17 protein-coding genes are annotated in these 16,849 nt (G+C 59.7%); 14 read left to right on the forward strand and 3 right to left on the reverse strand.

Annotated features, from left to right (window positions below):
• The first annotated feature begins 308 nt into the window (after positions 1 to 308).
• Complete coding sequence (locus Q1V60_RS00005) at positions 309 to 677, forward strand: YkgJ family cysteine cluster protein (RefSeq protein ID WP_300626553.1); 369 nt, start codon at positions 309 to 311, stop codon at positions 675 to 677.
• 138 nt (positions 678 to 815) lie between these two features.
• Positions 816 to 3,080 (forward strand): bifunctional diguanylate cyclase/phosphodiesterase, encoded by a 2,265-nt coding sequence (locus Q1V60_RS00010; RefSeq protein ID WP_300626649.1) that lies wholly within the window; start codon positions 816 to 818, stop codon positions 3,078 to 3,080.
• Between the two features lie 187 nt (positions 3,081 to 3,267).
• Here Q1V60_RS00010 and Q1V60_RS00015 read toward each other — a convergent pair whose 3' ends face one another.
• Positions 3,268 to 3,573: a DUF2288 domain-containing protein gene (locus tag Q1V60_RS00015; RefSeq protein ID WP_300626556.1), complete on the reverse strand. Its 306-nt coding sequence runs from the start codon at positions 3,571 to 3,573 to the stop codon at positions 3,268 to 3,270.
• 340 nt (positions 3,574 to 3,913) lie between these two features.
• On the opposite strand from Q1V60_RS00015, the gene Q1V60_RS00020 reads away from it, so the two are divergent.
• The 9 genes from Q1V60_RS00020 (at position 3,914) to Q1V60_RS00060 (ending at position 11,529) form a co-directional block, all read left to right on the forward strand.
• Positions 3,914 to 5,041: a branched-chain amino acid ABC transporter substrate-binding protein gene (locus tag Q1V60_RS00020; protein ID WP_300626559.1), complete on the forward strand. Its 1,128-nt coding sequence runs from the start codon at positions 3,914 to 3,916 to the stop codon at positions 5,039 to 5,041.
• Positions 5,042 to 5,269: 228 nt separating this feature from the next.
• Positions 5,270 to 6,193: a high-affinity branched-chain amino acid ABC transporter permease LivH gene (livH, locus tag Q1V60_RS00025; RefSeq protein WP_122483359.1), complete on the forward strand. Its 924-nt coding sequence runs from the start codon at positions 5,270 to 5,272 to the stop codon at positions 6,191 to 6,193.
• Entirely contained in the window at positions 6,190 to 7,443 is a 1,254-nt protein-coding gene (locus tag Q1V60_RS00030) for a high-affinity branched-chain amino acid ABC transporter permease LivM (RefSeq protein ID WP_300626564.1), read from the forward strand. The genes livH and Q1V60_RS00030 overlap by 4 nt, the downstream gene beginning before the upstream one ends.
• Positions 7,440 to 8,207, forward strand: a complete 768-nt coding sequence (livG, locus tag Q1V60_RS00035; protein WP_065893410.1) for a high-affinity branched-chain amino acid ABC transporter ATP-binding protein LivG — start codon at positions 7,440 to 7,442, stop codon at positions 8,205 to 8,207. Before Q1V60_RS00030 ends, livG begins: the two co-directional genes overlap by 4 nt.
• 1 nt (position 8,208) lies before the next feature.
• The gene (locus tag Q1V60_RS00040; RefSeq protein ID WP_300626575.1) at positions 8,209 to 8,910 is read left to right on the forward strand and encodes an ABC transporter ATP-binding protein; all 702 of its coding nucleotides are present in this window, start codon (positions 8,209 to 8,211) and stop codon (positions 8,908 to 8,910) included.
• A 166-nt stretch (positions 8,911 to 9,076) separates the two neighbouring features.
• Positions 9,077 to 9,373 carry a DUF2282 domain-containing protein gene (locus Q1V60_RS00045; RefSeq protein WP_300626583.1) on the forward strand — a complete coding sequence of 99 codons (297 nt, stop codon included), beginning with the start codon at positions 9,077 to 9,079 and terminating at the stop codon, positions 9,371 to 9,373.
• 22 nt (positions 9,374 to 9,395) lie between these two features.
• Positions 9,396 to 10,274 carry a DUF692 domain-containing protein gene (locus Q1V60_RS00050; RefSeq protein WP_300626589.1) on the forward strand — a complete coding sequence of 293 codons (879 nt, stop codon included), beginning with the start codon at positions 9,396 to 9,398 and terminating at the stop codon, positions 10,272 to 10,274.
• Positions 10,271 to 11,047: a DNA-binding domain-containing protein gene (locus tag Q1V60_RS00055; protein WP_300626593.1), complete on the forward strand. Its 777-nt coding sequence runs from the start codon at positions 10,271 to 10,273 to the stop codon at positions 11,045 to 11,047. The genes Q1V60_RS00050 and Q1V60_RS00055 overlap by 4 nt, the downstream gene beginning before the upstream one ends.
• On the forward strand, positions 11,044 to 11,529 hold the full coding sequence (locus tag Q1V60_RS00060) for a DoxX family protein (RefSeq protein WP_300626595.1): 486 nt from the start codon (positions 11,044 to 11,046) through the stop codon (positions 11,527 to 11,529). Before Q1V60_RS00055 ends, Q1V60_RS00060 begins: the two co-directional genes overlap by 4 nt.
• Here the strand turns inward: Q1V60_RS00060 and Q1V60_RS00065 are convergent.
• Positions 11,517 to 12,434 carry a LysR family transcriptional regulator gene (locus Q1V60_RS00065; RefSeq protein ID WP_300626597.1) on the reverse strand — a complete coding sequence of 306 codons (918 nt, stop codon included), beginning with the start codon at positions 12,432 to 12,434 and terminating at the stop codon, positions 11,517 to 11,519. The two genes, Q1V60_RS00060 and Q1V60_RS00065, sit on opposite strands and share 13 nt — an antisense overlap.
• 102 nt (positions 12,435 to 12,536) lie before the next feature.
• Between Q1V60_RS00065 and Q1V60_RS00070 the strand changes: the two genes are divergently transcribed.
• The 3 genes from Q1V60_RS00070 to Q1V60_RS00080 all read left to right on the forward strand — a co-directional run bounded on the left by Q1V60_RS00070 (position 12,537) and on the right by Q1V60_RS00080 (position 15,622).
• Complete coding sequence (locus Q1V60_RS00070) at positions 12,537 to 13,136, forward strand: short chain dehydrogenase (protein WP_300626599.1); 600 nt, start codon at positions 12,537 to 12,539, stop codon at positions 13,134 to 13,136.
• A gap of 95 nt (positions 13,137 to 13,231) precedes the next feature.
• Complete coding sequence (locus Q1V60_RS00075) at positions 13,232 to 13,903, forward strand: hypothetical protein (protein WP_300626600.1); 672 nt, start codon at positions 13,232 to 13,234, stop codon at positions 13,901 to 13,903.
• A gap of 105 nt (positions 13,904 to 14,008) precedes the next feature.
• Positions 14,009 to 15,622: an NAD(P)/FAD-dependent oxidoreductase gene (locus tag Q1V60_RS00080; protein WP_300626602.1), complete on the forward strand. Its 1,614-nt coding sequence runs from the start codon at positions 14,009 to 14,011 to the stop codon at positions 15,620 to 15,622.
• A 93-nt stretch (positions 15,623 to 15,715) separates the two neighbouring features.
• Here Q1V60_RS00080 and Q1V60_RS00085 read toward each other — a convergent pair whose 3' ends face one another.
• Positions 15,716 to 16,810 (reverse strand): PLP-dependent cysteine synthase family protein, encoded by a 1,095-nt coding sequence (locus Q1V60_RS00085; protein WP_300626604.1) that lies wholly within the window; start codon positions 16,808 to 16,810, stop codon positions 15,716 to 15,718.
• Positions 16,811 to 16,849: the final 39 nt, after the last annotated feature.

Below are 16,849 nucleotides of genomic sequence, written 5' to 3' on the forward strand. Positions count from 1 at the left end.
AGGAACAGCAGGAACAGAATGCGCCAGGCATTCGCCGCTTGGGTCGAGTTCTGCATGGGTCCGTCTCTTTTATTGTTATGAGAGCTGCGATGCCCACTGCATCCTGCTCGGGTACCTGCAACATAGTCAGACCGGCAACGCTTGTCTGTAATGATTCGTGAAGCTGATAGGGCGTGATTTCACCCGCAATTACTAGACTTTCCCTACGAAAATATATGTGGGCGGCCCCCTTCCCAACGGCCATGACCCAGATAGAATGGCGAGCCTTCCCGCAGTCCCCCCTTACCTATCCTTAATCGATGACGCCCATGTCCGAAGCCAGTCCGTGTCTGAATTGCGGTGCCTGCTGTTCATACTTTCGTGTGTCTTTCTTCTGGGGCGAGTGCGCCTCATCGGGCGGTACCGTGCCCGATGACTTGGTGGTGCAGATCAACCCCACCCGCGTGGCGATGATCGGAACCGACCAGAAGCCCGCACGCTGCTGCAGCCTTGTGGGCGAAGTGGGCAAAGGCACACGCTGTACAATTTATGAACAGCGCTCAAGCCCCTGCCGCGAGTTCGACGCATCGTGGAGCCAGGGCGTGCAAAACGTCGATTGCGACGCCGCCCGTGCCGCCTTCGGCCTGGCGCCTCTCGATGAACCGCCTTTTGAGCTGGATTTGCCCATCAGCGCTTAGCAGCAAACGCTATGGGCGGCATGCAAAAATAATCAAAATCAAAGTGCCATTATTCATGGCAAATTCCGCGAGACTTCTATACTCGACCTCATAGGTCATCGCCTCAGACGGTGACGCGACTCTATGATGGGACACGCTATGGAATGGCTGGGGCTGCATTTTTTCACCGACCTTCCAGACAACGGGCACTTATTACTCAATTGCAGTCATAACCCTTTTCTGGTGCTGCTGGCCTACCTGGTCGCCTGCGCGGCGGGCTTCGGCACGCTGGACATGGCCGAACGCGTCGGCCATGTCGAAGACGCCACCGCCCGCCGCCGCTGGCGCTGGTTGGGCGCAGGGTGCCTGGCGGGCGGTATCTGGTCGACCCATTTCATCAGCATGCTGGCATTCCAGGCTCCCATCGCCATTCATTTCGAATTGCCCGTGACCTTCGCCTCGCTGGTCATTGCCCTGATCGCTTCGCTGTTCGCCATGCAAACCCTCAGTCATGCGCACCTGCGGTTGCACCAGTACCTGGTCGCCTCGGTGTGGATGGGACTCGGTATCGCGCTGATGCACTACGTCGGCATGTCGGCCATGCGTTCCCAGGCCCAGGTGTATTTCGACTCCGGGCTGTTCATAGGCTCGGTCGCGATTGCCATCGGCGCAAGCCTGGCGGCGTTATTGCTGTCGAGCTACCTGCGCAACGGTGCCGGCGTGTTTCATCAATTGCTTAAATATGCCGCCAGCCTGGTGCTGGGCGCCGGCATCCTGAGCATGCACTTCACCGGCATGGCCGCCATGCAAATGCTGGTGCCAAACGGTGCAGATATGTCCCCGCCAACCGGTAACAATCCGCTTCAACTGGGCTTGTCGGTGGCGGTGATTACCTTGCTGGTTATAGGCAGCAGTGTCAGCGCGGCCCTGGCGGACAAAAAGTTGCAACACAAGGAACGCGATTTACGCCGGGTCAACGCGCTGCTCAGCGAACTGGACCAGGCCCGTGCCTCACTGCAACAGGTGGCCCATTACGACGCGCTGACCAGCTTGCTCAATCGGCGGGGCTTCAATCAGATCTTTGCCGAAAAAATCGCGGAGAAAAGTGCAACCAACGGCATGATGGCGGTGATATTCCTCGACATTGACCATTTCAAGCGTATCAACGACAGCCTCGGGCACGATGCCGGCGATCAATTGCTCACCGTGCTGGCAGGCCATATCAAAAGCTCGGTGCGTAGCCATGCCGACGTGGTCGCGCGCTTTGGCGGGGATGAGTTCTGCATTCTGATCAATATTCATCATCGCGACGAAGCCCGGCACATGGCCCAGCGCATCATGCAAAAAATGCAAGACCCCATCGAGCTGGCGGGCCGGCGCATGGTTATGACCACCAGCATCGGTATCAGCCTGTTTCCCGACGATGGGCAAACCTGTGAAGAACTGCTGAAAACCGCCGACCTGGCGCTTTACCAATCCAAGGACGCTGGGCGCAACAGCCTGCATTTCTTCAGTTCCAACCTGAAAACCCGCGCCTTCCTTGAGCTGCAACTGGAAGAAGAACTGCGCGCCGCCCTCCGCACGCGCAACGAACTGGTGCTGTTCTATCAGCCGATCTTCGACATGAAGCTCGGCAAGGTCACGCGTCTGGAGGCCCTGGTGCGCTGGCAGCACCCGCAACACGGGTTACTGGCTCCGGACCGGTTTATCGGGATTGCCGAGACTAACGGCCTGATTGCCGAACTGGACCACTGGGTATTGCGCCAGGCCTGTCACGATCTGAGCCAGCTGTCTGATCGCGGCTACACCGAGCTGACCATGGCTGTGAACTGCTCGGCCCTGAACCTGGCCCGTGATGAACTGGCGGATGAAATCGAAGCCGCCCTGCGTTTTGCCGGCATTAGCGCCAATCGCCTTGAGCTGGAAGTCACCGAAAACGCGTTGATGGGCAATATCAGCAGCACCCTGGCCTTGTTAAGGCAGATCCGCGCCTTGGGTGTATCCCTGGCGATCGACGACTTCGGCACCGGCTATTCATCGCTGGCCTACCTCAAGCGCTTGCCGCTCAATACTTTGAAGATCGACCGTTCGTTTATTCAGGACATTCCCAGGTCCACCGCCGACAGCGAAATCGTCCAGGCTGTGATTGGCATGGCGCATACCCTGCACTTGGAAGTGGTGACCGAAGGGGTGGAAACCCAAGCGCAATTCGAGCTGTTGCTCAAGCATGGCTGCGATTTCATTCAGGGCTATCTGCTGAGCCCGGCGGTGGCGTTCAGCGAGGTCATCGGCGTGATGCAGGGCATGCAGATACGCAACCCGCTCCACGCACTCAGCACAGGCGGCAATAAGGACGCACCGACACCGAAGGAACCTGCCCCGGCGCGCATCAGCCCGCCGTCTACCGTCAGGCCCATTCGCTGATGTGGCCCCGGTTTAACACCTTGAAACAATTGCCCGGCATTCACGCCAGCGCTCTAACTGTTCCCGTGACGTTAACGTCACCGTCACCTGTGACCTTTCTCTACGGCAAGATGCCATCACGGGCAAAGCGGTTACTCCGCTACACACTCATCGAGGCCTGAACGGCGCACCATTTTGGATCAGCGGGTTATTCCGACGCCCTTTCCTGGATCAAAATCCAAGGCGAGACCACTACCGCCCACAAGCCTGGATCACGCTCGACCAGGTCCAGCGCCCGCGTCGCAGACACCTCGCCAAGGCTGCCCGCAGCCAGCCAGGCAGCGACTTTATCGCGATTGTCCTGCGCCATTGCCTCGGCCGCTTCGATCAAATCCAGGCCAGCCTCGACCCACAATAGGGCACCCTTGGCAAAGAACGGTTCAAGCTCCTTCCAGGAAATTTCGGCAGTTTCACCGAGCAGCTTGGCATAGAGGGTGCTAGGTTCTTGCGTCATGGGAGTTCACCTGAGTAAAAAATCGGCGCAATCATAGCGTCGCAGCTCAGCCAGAAAAACCCAGTAGCAAATGAAGTAGCGATTGAATGTGTCGGAAGGGCCAAGGAATGCTTGATGGGCTGGCATTACCCCGCCGCAATTCTGTCTTTTTCTTTCATTTAAGCGACACGACCCGGTTTTGCCCCCAGCAGCCAGCTTTTCAAGCGATCAACCGGCGCTCTACACTGTACCGGTACAGTTGCCAGGGCATCGCCGGGGGATATCCGAGATATCTGATCCGGTTCTGCAGCTCACAAGGCCGCTAGAACTATAAAAAATACAACAGTAAGAGTGGAGCACTATGAATAAGGCTACTAAGCAGATTTCCAAACTGTTTGCCGCTATGGTCCTGGCTGGGGTTGCCGGCCATTCGTTCGCAGCTGACACCATCAAGATCGGCATCGCCGGTCCCAAGACCGGGCCTGTAACGCAATACGGCGACATGCAGTTCATGGGCGCCAAGCAGGCCATCGCCGACATCAACGCCAAGGGCGGCGTGGATGGCAAGATGCTTGAGGCCAAGGAATACGACGACGCTTGCGATCCGAAACAAGCCGTTGCCGTGGCCAACAAAGTGGTCAATGACGGCGTCAAGTTCGTGGTCGGTCACCTGTGCTCCAGCTCCACTCAGCCAGCGTCGGATATTTATGAAGACGAAGGCGTCATCATGATTACCCCCGCCGCCACCAGCCCTGAAATCACTTCCCGCGGCTACAAGCTGATCTTCCGCACCATCGGCCTGGACAGCGCTCAAGGCCCGGCGGCCGGTAACTACATCGCCGACCACGTAAAACCGAAGATCGTTGCCGTGCTGCACGACAAGCAGCAATACGGTGAAGGCATCGCCAGCGCCGTGAAGAAAACCCTTGAAGAAAAAGGCGTCAAAGTTGCCGTCTTCGAAGGTTTGAACGCCGGCGACAAAGACTTCTCCTCGATCATCCAGAAACTCAAGCAAGCCAACGTCGACTTCGTCTACTACGGCGGCTACCACCCTGAGCTGGGCCTGATCCTGCGCCAGGCCAAGGAAAAAGGCCTGAACGCCAAGTTCATGGGCCCAGAGGGCGTCGGCAACGACTCCATCTCGCAAATCGCCCAGGGCGCTTCCGAAGGCCTGCTGGTAACCCTGCCGAAATCCTTCGACACCGACCCTGCCAACAAAGCCATCGTTGAAGAGTTCGCCAAGAACAAGCAGGACCCAACCGGTCCGTTCGTGTTCCCGGCTTACTCGGCCATTGAAGTCATCGCCGGCGGCATCAAGGCTGCCAAGAGCGAAGACACCGCCAAGGTGGCCGAGGCCATCCACGCGGGTACCTTCAAGACTCCTACCGGCGACCTCAGCTTCGACGCCAAGGGCGACCTGAAGGACTTCAAGTTCGTGGTCTACGAATGGCACTTCGGCAAACCAAAAACCGAAGTTTCCCCTCAGTAAGCCAGGCGTTACTGGTCAACAAGCCCACTGTGAGAGCAGTGGGCTTTGTTTTACGAGGTTTATGGGCCATGCATCCGCGATCCGGGCGCTGGTTCACCTGAAAATCTTAAAACCGTCACCAGCGGTTCGCTGGCAAACGCTTTGTGCAAATGTGCTCGAAGAACACAGCGCAGGGCCGGAACATGACTCCACCAGTGAAATGCGTATCGGGTTTTTAGGAGCGCTGTAATGCCTGAGATCTATCATTTTTTCCAACAGCTGGTTAATGGCCTGACCATTGGCAGCACCTATGCCTTGATAGCCATTGGCTACACCATGGTTTACGGCATCATTGGAATGATTAACTTCGCCCATGGCGAGGTGTACATGATTGGTTCCTACGTGGCCTTCATCGCCCTTGCCGGGCTGGCCATGATGGGAATCCACTCCCTGCCGCTGTTGATGACCGCTGCGTTCCTTGCATCGATCATCGTGACCAGTGCCTACGGCTACAGTATCGAGCGTGTTGCCTACCGGCCCTTGCGCGGCAGCAACCGGTTGATCCCGCTGATTTCCGCCATCGGCATGTCGATTTTCCTGCAGAACACCGTATTGCTGTCCCAGGACTCCAAGGACAAGTCCATTCCCAACCTGATTCCGGGAAGCATCTCCTTCGGCCCCGGTGGCGCGGAAGAAGTGCTGATTTCCTACATGCAGATTTTGGTCTTCATCGTCACCCTGGTGGCGATGCTCGGCCTCACGCTGTTCATTTCCCGCTCTCGTCTGGGGCGCGCCTGCCGGGCCTGCGCCGAAGACATCAAGATGGCCAACCTGCTGGGCATCAACACCAACAACATCATTGCCCTGACCTTCGTGATCGGTGCCGCACTGGCGGCGGTCGCTGCCGTGTTGCTGAGCATGCAGTACGGCGTGATCAACCCCAACGCCGGTTTCCTGGTAGGCCTCAAGGCCTTTACCGCGGCGGTGCTGGGCGGCATCGGCAGCATTCCGGGCGCCATGCTCGGCGGGCTGGTGCTGGGTGTGGCCGAAGCGTTTGGCGCCGATATTTTCGGTGACCAGTACAAGGACGTGGTCGCGTTCGGCTTGTTGGTTCTGGTGTTGTTGTTCCGTCCGACCGGCATCCTGGGCCGTCCGGAGGTTGAGAAAGTATGAGCAGATATCTTAAATCGGCGTTTTTCAGCGCATTGCTGGTATGGGCCGTGGCCTTTCCGGTACTCGGCCTCAAGCTGAGCATTGTCGGCATCAACCTGGAAGTGCATGGCACCGGGCCCGTGACCCTGACCATCATTGCCCTGTGCTCGGTACTGATGTTCCTGCGCGTGCTGTTCACCCAGCAGGTCGGTGCCTTGTTCAAGGGCAACCGTGGCCCGTTGGTGTCGCCCAAGGTCAGCCAATTCCTGACCCTGCCGCGCACTCAGCGCTACATCATCATCGCTCTGATCATCGCCGCGCTGATCTGGCCGTTCTTCGGCTCACGCGGCGCCGTCGACATCGCCACCCTGATCCTCATCTACGTGTTGCTGGGCCTGGGCCTGAACATCGTGGTGGGCCTGGCCGGCCTGCTCGACCTGGGCTATGTGGGTTTCTACGCCGTGGGCGCCTACACCTACGCGCTTCTCTCGCATTACCTGGGTTGGAGCTTTTGGATCTGCCTGCCGCTGGCGGGGATGGCGGCGGCCACGTTCGGCTTTCTGCTGGGCTTCCCGGTATTGCGCCTGCGCGGTGACTACCTGGCGATCGTGACCCTGGGTTTCGGGGAAATCATCCGCCTGTTCCTGCGTAACCTCACCGACATTACCGGTGGCCCCAACGGTATCAGCAGCATTCCCAAGCCTACCTTCTTCGGGCTGTCGTTCGACCGCAGCGCCGCCGAAGGCATGCAGACCTTCCACGAGTACTTCGGGATTGCCTACAACCCGGTGAGCAAGGTGGTGTTCCTGTACCTGGTGGCACTGCTGCTGGCGCTGGCCGCGCTGTTCGTGATCAACCGCTTGTTGCGCATGCCGATCGGGCGTGCGTGGGAAGCGCTGCGCGAAGATGAGATCGCCTGCCGCGCGCTGGGCCTGAACCCGACCATCATCAAGCTCTCCGCGTTTACCCTGGGTGCCGCGTTCGCCGGGTTCGCCGGCAGCTTCTTCGCCGCTCGCCAAGGCCTGGTGACCCCGGAGTCGTTCACCTTTATCGAGTCGGCGATCATCCTCGCCATCGTGGTACTCGGTGGCATGGGCTCTCAGTTGGGCGTGATCCTGGCTGCGATCGTGATGATACTGCTGCCGGAAATGATGCGTGAGTTCAGCGAATACCGCATGTTGATGTTCGGCGCCATGATGGTGCTGATGATGATCTGGCGCCCTCAGGGCCTGCTGCCCATGCAACGTCCACACATGGAGCTGCGCAAATGAGCCGCGAGATCCTGAAAGTCGAAAATCTGAGCATGCGCTTCGGCGGCCTGCTGGCGGTCAACGGCGTAGCCCTGACCGTCAAAGAAAAACAAGTGGTGGCGCTGATCGGCCCCAACGGCGCCGGCAAGACCACGGTGTTCAACTGCCTCACCGGCTTCTACAAGCCGAGCGGCGGCAACATCCTGCTCGATGGCCAGCCGATCCAGGGCCTGGCCGGTCACGAGATCGCCCGCAAGGGCGTGGTGCGCACCTTCCAGAACGTGCGGTTGTTCAAGGACATGACGGCGGTCGAAAACCTGTTGATCGCCCAGCACCGTCACCTGAACACCAACTTCTTTGCCGGCCTGTTCAAGACCCCGGCGTTCCGCAAAAGCGAGCGCGAGGCCATGGAGTACGCCGAGTACTGGCTGGACAAGGTCAACCTCACCGAGTTTGCCAACCGTCCGGCCGGCACCCTGGCCTATGGTCAGCAACGCCGCCTGGAAATCGCCCGCTGCATGATGACCCGCCCGCGGATCCTGATGCTCGACGAACCGGCCGCCGGCCTGAACCCCAAGGAAACCGAAGACCTCAAGGCGCTGATCGGCGTGTTGCGTGAGGAAAACAACGCCACCGTGCTGTTGATCGAACACGACATGAAACTGGTCATGAGCATCTCTGACCATATCGTGGTGATCAACCAGGGCACGCCGCTGGCCGACGGGACGCCGGAGCAGATCCGCGACAATCCCGAAGTGATCAAAGCCTATCTGGGGGAAGCGTAAAATGCTGCAATTCGAAAACGTTTCCACTTTCTACGGCAAGATCCAGGCCCTGCACAGCGTGAATGTGGAAGTGCGCCAGGGTGAAATCGTGACCCTGATCGGCGCCAACGGCGCCGGTAAATCGACGTTGCTGATGACCCTGTGCGGTTCGCCCCAGGCACACACCGGCAGCATCCGCTACATGGGTGAAGAACTGGTGGGCAAGCACTCCGCCGAAATCATGCGTAAGAGCATTGCGGTGGTGCCGGAAGGCCGTCGCGTGTTTTCACGCCTGACCGTGGAAGAGAACCTGGCCATGGGTGGGTTCTTTACCGACAAGGGCGACTATCAGGAACAGATGGACAAGGTGCTGCACCTGTTCCCTCGGCTCAAGGAACGCTTCAGCCAGCGCGGCGGCACCATGTCCGGCGGTGAGCAGCAAATGCTCGCCATCGGCCGCGCGCTGATGAGCAAGCCCAAGCTGTTGCTGCTCGACGAACCGTCCCTGGGCCTGGCACCTATCATCATCCAGCAGATCTTTGACATCATCGAACAGCTGCGCAAGGACGGCGTGACGGTGTTTCTGGTGGAACAGAACGCCAACCAGGCACTGAAAATCGCCGACCGGGCCTATGTGCTGGAAAACGGCCGCGTGGTGATGCAGGGCACCGGCGAGCAGTTGCTGACGGATCCGAAGGTGCGGGAGGCGTACCTGGGCGGCTAAACCCGGCTCTAAATGTGGGAGTGGGCGTGCCCTCTCCCACTTTTTTTGTGAATTGAAAAATCTCAAATTATTTTCGATTCCTTTGTAACGAAGTCACTTCCCCTTTCTCTAGTGGTGCAAGCAGGCAATCGAGCCTGCCAACTCAACCCACTGCTGGAGATACACCATGACGACCAAACTGTCCGCCGCCACCCTCGCCCTGGCCCTCGGCTCGGCCCTGAGCCTGTCTGCCCTGACCACCACCGCCCATGCTGCCGACGACATGCAGAAATGCTTCGGCGTCGCCGAAGCCGGCAAGAACGACTGCGCCGCCGGCGCCGGCACGTCCTGCGCCGGGTCGTCCAAAACCAAAGACCAGGCCAACGCCTGGAAACTGGTACCCGCCGGCACTTGCACTAAAACGCCAAGCACCACCTCGCCGACCGGTTTCGGTCAGGAAGCAGCCTTCACCGCCAAATCCTGACCCCCTGCAAACCTGAGGCCTGATGATGACGCCTTCACCCCAGACCACCGTCTCGCCAGCTCAGGTGCCCGGCCTTCCTCACAGGGCCGGGCTGGGACTGAAGACCGAGCACATCAACGAAGTGCTTGAGACCTACCCCGACATCGGTTTTTTTGAAGTGCATGCCGAAAACTACATGGTGGCCGGCGGCCCTTTTCTCCATCACCTGGAATTGATCCGCGAACGGTACCCACTGTCGTTGCACGGCGTGGGGCTCTCCATTGGCGGCGAAAGTCCACTCAACCCCGAGCATCTGGCGCGGTTGGCCAGGCTGATCGAACGCTACCAACCCCACTCATTTTCCGAACACCTGGCGTGGTCCAGCCACGGCCCGTTTTTTCTCAATGACCTGCTGCCCCTGGCCTACGATGCGCACACCCTGGCTCGGGTATGCGAGCACATAGATCAGCTGCAAAGCACGCTCAAGCGGCCGATGCTGCTGGAAAACCCGTCGACCTATGTGCAGTTCCGACGCTCCACCCTGGACGAAACGGACTTCATCAGCGAAATCGTGCGGCGCACCGGCTGCGGTTTGCTGCTGGACGTGAACAACGTCTACGTCTCTTGCATCAATCACCAGCGTGATCCGCTGGCCTACATCGACGCATTACCTTTGCATGCAGTCGGCGAGATACATCTGGCCGGCTTTGCCGAAGACACCGACAGCCTGGGCGACAGATTGCTCATCGATGATCATGGTGCGCCGATCGACGATGCGGTGTGGCAGCTCTACCAACAGCTGCTCACACGCACGGGGCCGGTCGCCACGCTGATCGAGCGCGATAACCGGGTGCCGGCCTTCAGCGTGTTGCAGGCCGAGGCCCGGCAGGCCGAATGGCATCTGTCGCGGGTGAAGCCATGAGCCTTCAGAACGCATTTGCCAACGCCCTGCTCGCGGTGGACGACACCTGCCCGGATGGCCTGTTCAGCAGCAACGGTGCCGACCCCGCCAGCCGCTTTGCGGTGTATCGCAATAACGTCCACAGCTCGTTGATCAACGCCTTGGCGGCCAGTTATCCCGTGACGCTACAGCTGGTGGGCGATGAATTCTTCCGCGCCATGGCCAGCCTTTTCGTCCAGGCCAACCCGCCCACCAGCCCGCTGATCAACGAGTACGGCATCGGGTTGGCCGACTTTATCCAGGCATTCGAACCGGCAGCCAGCGTGCCCTACCTTGCGGATGTCGCACGGCTCGAGCGCCTGCGGGTGCGCGCTTATCACGCGGCCGATACCCCGGCGCTGTGCCAGCAACACATTCTTCAACACGTGCAAGGTCAAGCGGACGTAGGGCAGTTAAGCCTGCAACTGCATCCATCACTCGCCACGCTGAGCTCTGCGTACGCGGTCGTGGCGGTCTGGGCAGCGCACCAGACTGACGGCGGCCTCGCTGACCTGAACCCATGGCCTGCCCAAAGCGCGTTGGTCTTGCGCCAAGGGTTGGCGGTCAAGGTCTTCGCCATCGACAGCGGCTCGGCGGCCTTTATCAACTGCCTGAACCAAGGCAGGGGCCTGGAAATGGCTGTGGAGCATGCCTTGCAGGCCTCGCCCGAGTTCAACCTGCATCGGTGCCTGACGCTGTTGATCAGCCACGACGCCATTACTCACGTACACATGACACAAAAGGTATCGCCATGAATAATCCCGCAGCCAACCTGCTGAACCAGGCCATCGCACTTTTCGAAAAAATCCCGTACAGCCTGGTCGCCTTTATGGCGCGCTTTTCTATCGCGGCGGTGTTCTGGAAGTCCGGCCAAACCAAGGTCGAAGGTTTTGCCATCGATCTGATCAGCGGCACCTTCCAGCTTGGCGAGCCCAAACTTGCCGCCTCGACCTTGCCGTTGTTTCGCAGCGAATACCACGTTCCGCTGTTGTCACCCGAAGTGGCCGCGCACCTGGCAACGTTTGCCGAGCACTTTTTCCCGGTGTTGATCCTGCTGGGATTGGCCACGCGGTTCTCGGCACTTGCGTTGATCGGCATGAGCCTGACCATTCAGCTGTTTGTCTATCCGGACGCCTACCCGACTCATGGCACCTGGATTGCGCTGTTATTGCTGCTGGTGGCCAAGGGTCCGGGTCGCTTATCTATCGACCATTGGGTCGCCCGTCACTGCCGCTGAAGACGGTCCAGCGTCGCGCCGCTGCGCTTGAACCAATCCACCAGGTAATCGGCCAGTACCTGGGTGCGACGCGGCAGACCAGCTTGATAGGGGTGAACCAGGTACATCGGCAGGCTTCGCGTTTGATAGTCGCGCAGCAGCCAGCGTAATCGACCATCAGCCAATTCCGCCGGCAGCAGGTAGGACGGCAGGCGAGCGATACCGGCGCCCACCAATGCGGCTTTTTTCAAAAGGTTGTAGTGGTTGGAAGCGAAGGTGCCGCTCACCCGCACACGCAACAGCTCGTGCTGCTGGTGATACAGCCACTCCTCGCGGCCGCTGTAGTGACTGTTGAGCAAACAGCTATGGCTGGCCAGATCCGCCGGGCGCAGCGGTTCACCGTGCTGTTCCAGATAGGCCGGGCTGGCGCAGGTCATCTCGTGCCAGGCCAGCAATGGCTTGACCACCAGCCGCTCATGCTCGATGGCCCCCGAGCGTACGCCCAGGTCGAACCCGTCCCGCGCCAGATCCCGATAGTTGTTGTTGAGCTCCAGTTCGATCTGCACCTGTGGGTGCTGCCTGGAAAACTCCAGCAACAGGCCATCGAAGAAGGTTTCTCCTAATGAAACCGGAACCGTCATACGCACCGGCCCGGCCACATCATCTTTGAGCCGCGCCAAGGCCTGACGCGCACGTTCCACTTGCATCACCAGCGCTTGTGCCTGTGGCAGTAACGCCGCACCTGCGGCGGTCAGGCTCAGCTTGCGCGTGGTGCGATGCAGCAGCACCACGGCGAACTGCGCTTCCAGTTGGCTGATCCGCTTGGACAATTGCCCCTTGCTGCAACCCAGTTGCTCCGACGCCAAGGTGAAACTGCCCGCTTCGATCAACACGGCGAAGGCCGCCAGGTCATCCATTTCGCTCATCGATTGTTTCCAATTGAAAACCAAAGGTTGCCTATTAGCGCGTTTATCCAGCGTAAAAGCCACACTAGACTTAACCTACACCTGACTTGGAGGAACAGCACAATGAAAATCCTTTTGATTGGCGCCAACGGCACGATCGGTTCAGCGGTAAAGGCGGAACTGGCGCAGCGTCACGACGTGATTGCCATCGGCCGCAACAGCGGCGACTTTCAGGTCGATATCAGCAACAGCGCCTCGATACGCAAGCTGTTCGAACAGACCGGCACGTTCGACGCGCTGATCTGCGCGGCAGGCAGCGTGAACTTCGTGGCGCTGGGCGACATGAGCGAAACCGACTTCGAACTGGGCTTGCGTGACAAGCTGATGGGCCAGGTCAACCTGCTGTTGATCGGCCGTGAGTTCGCCAATGACGGCGCGTCGTTTACCTTCACCAGCGGGATTGTGAACCGTGATCCTATTCGCACCGGTGCCTCGGCGGCACTGGTCAACGGCGCACTGGATGCATTCGTCAAGGCAGCGGCGATCGAACTGCCACGGGGCCTGCGCATCAACTCCGTGAGCCCTACGGTGCTGTTGGAAGCCATGGGCGGTTACGCACCGTATTTCCGTGGGTTTAAACCGGTTGCGGGCGCCGAAGTGGCTTTGGCCTACGCAAAAAGCGTCGAAGGCTTGCAGACCGGCCAAACCTTTATCGTAGGCTGAGTGCCAGGGTTGTAAGAATCGCCTGAAGCTGGGCTGCGGGCTTGTGATGCGGCGCGAGCCTGCGTAACGTGACGGCACTTGTCTGGAGACCGAAAATGCGTGCCGCCTCGACCCTTACATTGCTAGCCCTGTTCCCCCTGTTCGCCGCTTGCCAGATGTTCGACAGCGAGCCTGCCAAGGTGTCTACCGTCGGACTGACCCGCATGCAGGGTGAATTGACGGCGGTTGACGGCAAGCTGCTGTTCAAGCCTTGCAACGACGAGCGTAACTACGTGGTCAACGACACCGGTGGCACCAGCATCCTGCAGGAAGCCGCCTCCCTGGCCGGCCAGCAAGGCGCATTGTTTGCAGACTTGCGTGGCAAGTTTTCCGGTGTCGCCAGCGGCACCCAAGGTTCGGTGGACCTGCAACAGCTTTACCGCGTCGAGCGCTCGACCTCGGCCTGTGGCGACCCGGATTTCAAGCGCATGATCCTGCGGGCAAACGGCCATAAGCCAGCCTGGGCGATGAGCGTAACGGCCAAGGGCATGGTGCTGGAACGCGAAGGCCAACCGCCCCTGGCGGTGCCTTATGTGGAAGAACAGCTGGGTGATGGGCGCTTCAACCTGATGACCGACGCCAATAACCTGCACGTCGAATTGTGGGTCGCCCCGCAGCGATGCGTCGACAGCGTGAGCGGCAGCCTGCAACACATGACCGCCGAATTGCGTGTTAACGGCCAGGTACAGCGTGGTTGCGCAGCATTTGGTGGCTCGCGGGACGACTGATTGCGCCGTGTGCGTTTTAACCTGACGGAAAAGCGCCATTGGGGCTTATAATCGCCGGTTTGCAAAACAGCCGGCCTCCTCGCCCGCCGCCTACCGGATCCTGTCATGTTACGAATCACCGAACTCAAGCTGCCCATTGACCATCCCGAAGAAGACCTGCGGCCTGCCATCGTGCAGCGCCTGGGCATCGCCAGTGATGACCTGCTCGATTTCACCCTGTTCAAGCGCAGCTACGATGCCCGCAAGAAGTCTTCGGAGCTGTGCTTCATCTACACCGTCGACCTGAATGTGACGGACGAAGCTGCCCTGCTGCTCAAATTTGCCGATGATCGCAACGTCAATCCGGCACCGGATGTCAGCTACCACGTAGTGGGCAAGGCCCCCGAAGGCTTGGTCGAACGGCCGGTCGTGGTCGGTTTTGGCCCCTGCGGAATCTTCGCCGGGCTGCTGCTGGCACAGATGGGCTTCAAGCCGATCATCCTCGAACGTGGCAAGGAAGTACGCCAACGCACCAAGGACACCTGGGGCCTGTGGCGCAAAAGCGTGCTCAACCCCGAGTCCAACGTGCAGTTTGGCGAAGGCGGCGCCGGGACCTTCTCCGACGGCAAGCTGTACAGCCAGATCAAAGACCCGAAATTCCACGGGCGCAAGGTACTGCATGAGTTCGTCAAGGCCGGCGCGCCGGAAGAGATCCTCTACGTCAGCAAGCCGCATATCGGTACGTTCCGTCTGACCGGCGTGGTGGAAAACATGCGCCAGCAGATCATTGCCCTGGGCGGTGAAGTGCGCTTCGAACAGCGGGTTACCGACGTACTGATCGAAGATGGCCAGCTGCATGGCGTGGTCATCGACGGCGGCGAGCAAATCCTCTCCAGGCACGTGATCCTCGCCCTGGGCCACAGCGCCCGCGACACCTTCCGCATGCTTCACGGCCGTGGTGTGTACATGGAAGCCAAGCCGTTCTCGGTGGGCTTTCGTATCGAGCACCCACAGTCGCTGATCGACGCCGCGCGCCTGGGCAAATACGCCGGACACCCGAAACTCGGCGCGGCCGATTACAAGTTGGTGCACCACGCCAAGAACGGTCGCTCGGTGTACAGCTTCTGCATGTGCCCTGGCGGCACCGTGGTGGCAGCCACTTCCGAGCTCAATCGTGTCGTGACCAACGGCATGAGCCAATATTCGCGTAATGAGCGCAACGCCAACTCAGGCATCGTGGTGGGCATCACGCCCGAGGTGGATTACCCGGGCGGCCCGCTCGCCGGTATCGAACTGCAGGAGCGCCTGGAGTCTCACGCCTACGTGCTCGGAGGCAGTAACTACGAGGCCCCGGCCCAGTTGGTCGGCGATTTCATCGCAGGCAAACCATCCACGGCCATCGGCAGCGTGGAACCGTCCTATAAGCCGGGCGTATCCCTGGGTGACTTGGCCCTGGCCCTGCCCGACTTCGCTATCGAAGCCATTCGCGAAGCCTTGCCGGCGTTCGAAAAGCAGATCAAAGGCTACTCGCTGCACGATGCGGTCTTGACCGGTATCGAGACGCGCACCTCTTCGCCGCTGCGGATTACCCGCAATGATTCGATGCAGAGCTTGAACGTGAAAGGCTTGTTCCCGGCCGGTGAAGGCGCGGGTTATGCCGGGGGCATTCTGTCGGCAGGCGTTGACGGAATTCGAATTGCCGAGGCGTTGGCGCGGGATATGCTGGGCAGCCAAGGCTGAAGTTTCGAATTGTAAGCTTCAAGCCACACGCAAAAAATAAGATGTGTAATCTGCTTTTTTTGTCGCTTGAAGCTTACAACTTGCCGCTGCTTCTCAGATATTGGCACGCAGGACAGTGTCGGGCAGCGCCTCACCGCGCTCGACAGTCGCGGCCACTGCCGCGATCAACGCTTTCAACTCATAGCCTTGCCCCGCCAGCCATGCCTGATCATAGTAAGTGGTGGCATAGCGCTCGCCCCCATCACACAAAATCGCCACGATCGACCCCGACTCCCCCGCCGCTTTCATCTGTTGCGCTGCCACCAAGGCACCGACCAGGTTCGTCCCGCTGGAACCGCCCACTCGCCGCCCCAATCGCTCGGCCAGATAATGCATGGCCGCCAGGGACAGCGCATCCGGCACCTTGGCCATCGCATCGATCACAGCTGGCAAAAAAGATGCTTCGACCCGTGGCCGGCCAATCCCTTCAATCCGTGAGCCACAGTCCAGCCGCAGGCTGGCATCGCCGCTCAGGTAATAATCGAAAAACACCGAACGTTCGGCATCGGCACACAACACGCGGGTGCAATGCTGGCGATAGCGCACGTAGCGCCCCAGGGTCGCGGTAGTACCGCCGGTTCCGGGGCTGGAAATCAGCCAGCTCGGCTCCGGGTGTTGTTCGAAGCGCAACTGCTGGAAGATCGACTCGGCGATGTTGTTGTTCGAGCGCCAATCGGTGGCGCGCTCGGCGTAAGTGAACTGGTCCATGAAGTGACCGCCGCTTTCCTGTGCCAAACGTTCGGATTCGGCGTAGATCTGCGTGGGATCCTGCACCAGATGGCTCTTGCCGCCGTAAAAGGCAATTTGGGCGATTTTCTCCTGGGAAGTGGTGGCGGGCATCACGGCAATAAACGGCAGGCCAAGCATGCGCGCGAAGTAGGCTTCGGAGATCGCCGTCGAACCGCTGGAGGCTTCGATCACCGGTGCGTCCGGCTTCAGCCAGCCATTGCACAACGCGTACAGGAACAGGGAGCGCGCCAGCCGATGTTTCAGGCTGCCGGTCGGGTGGCTGGATTCATCCTTGAAGTACAACTCGATACCCGGAAAACCGGGCAGTGGCAAAGGGATCAGATGGGTGTCGGCGCTGCGCTGGAAATCCGCTTCAATGATACGAATGGCTTCGCGGGCCCAGGGACGGTGGTCGCTCATGAGGAGGCTTCTCTAAGAATTCCAGCCTGATTTTAGGGA

Source organism: Pseudomonas sp. (assembly GCF_030147005.1).
Classification (GTDB): Bacteria; Pseudomonadota; Gammaproteobacteria; order Pseudomonadales; family Pseudomonadaceae; genus Aquipseudomonas.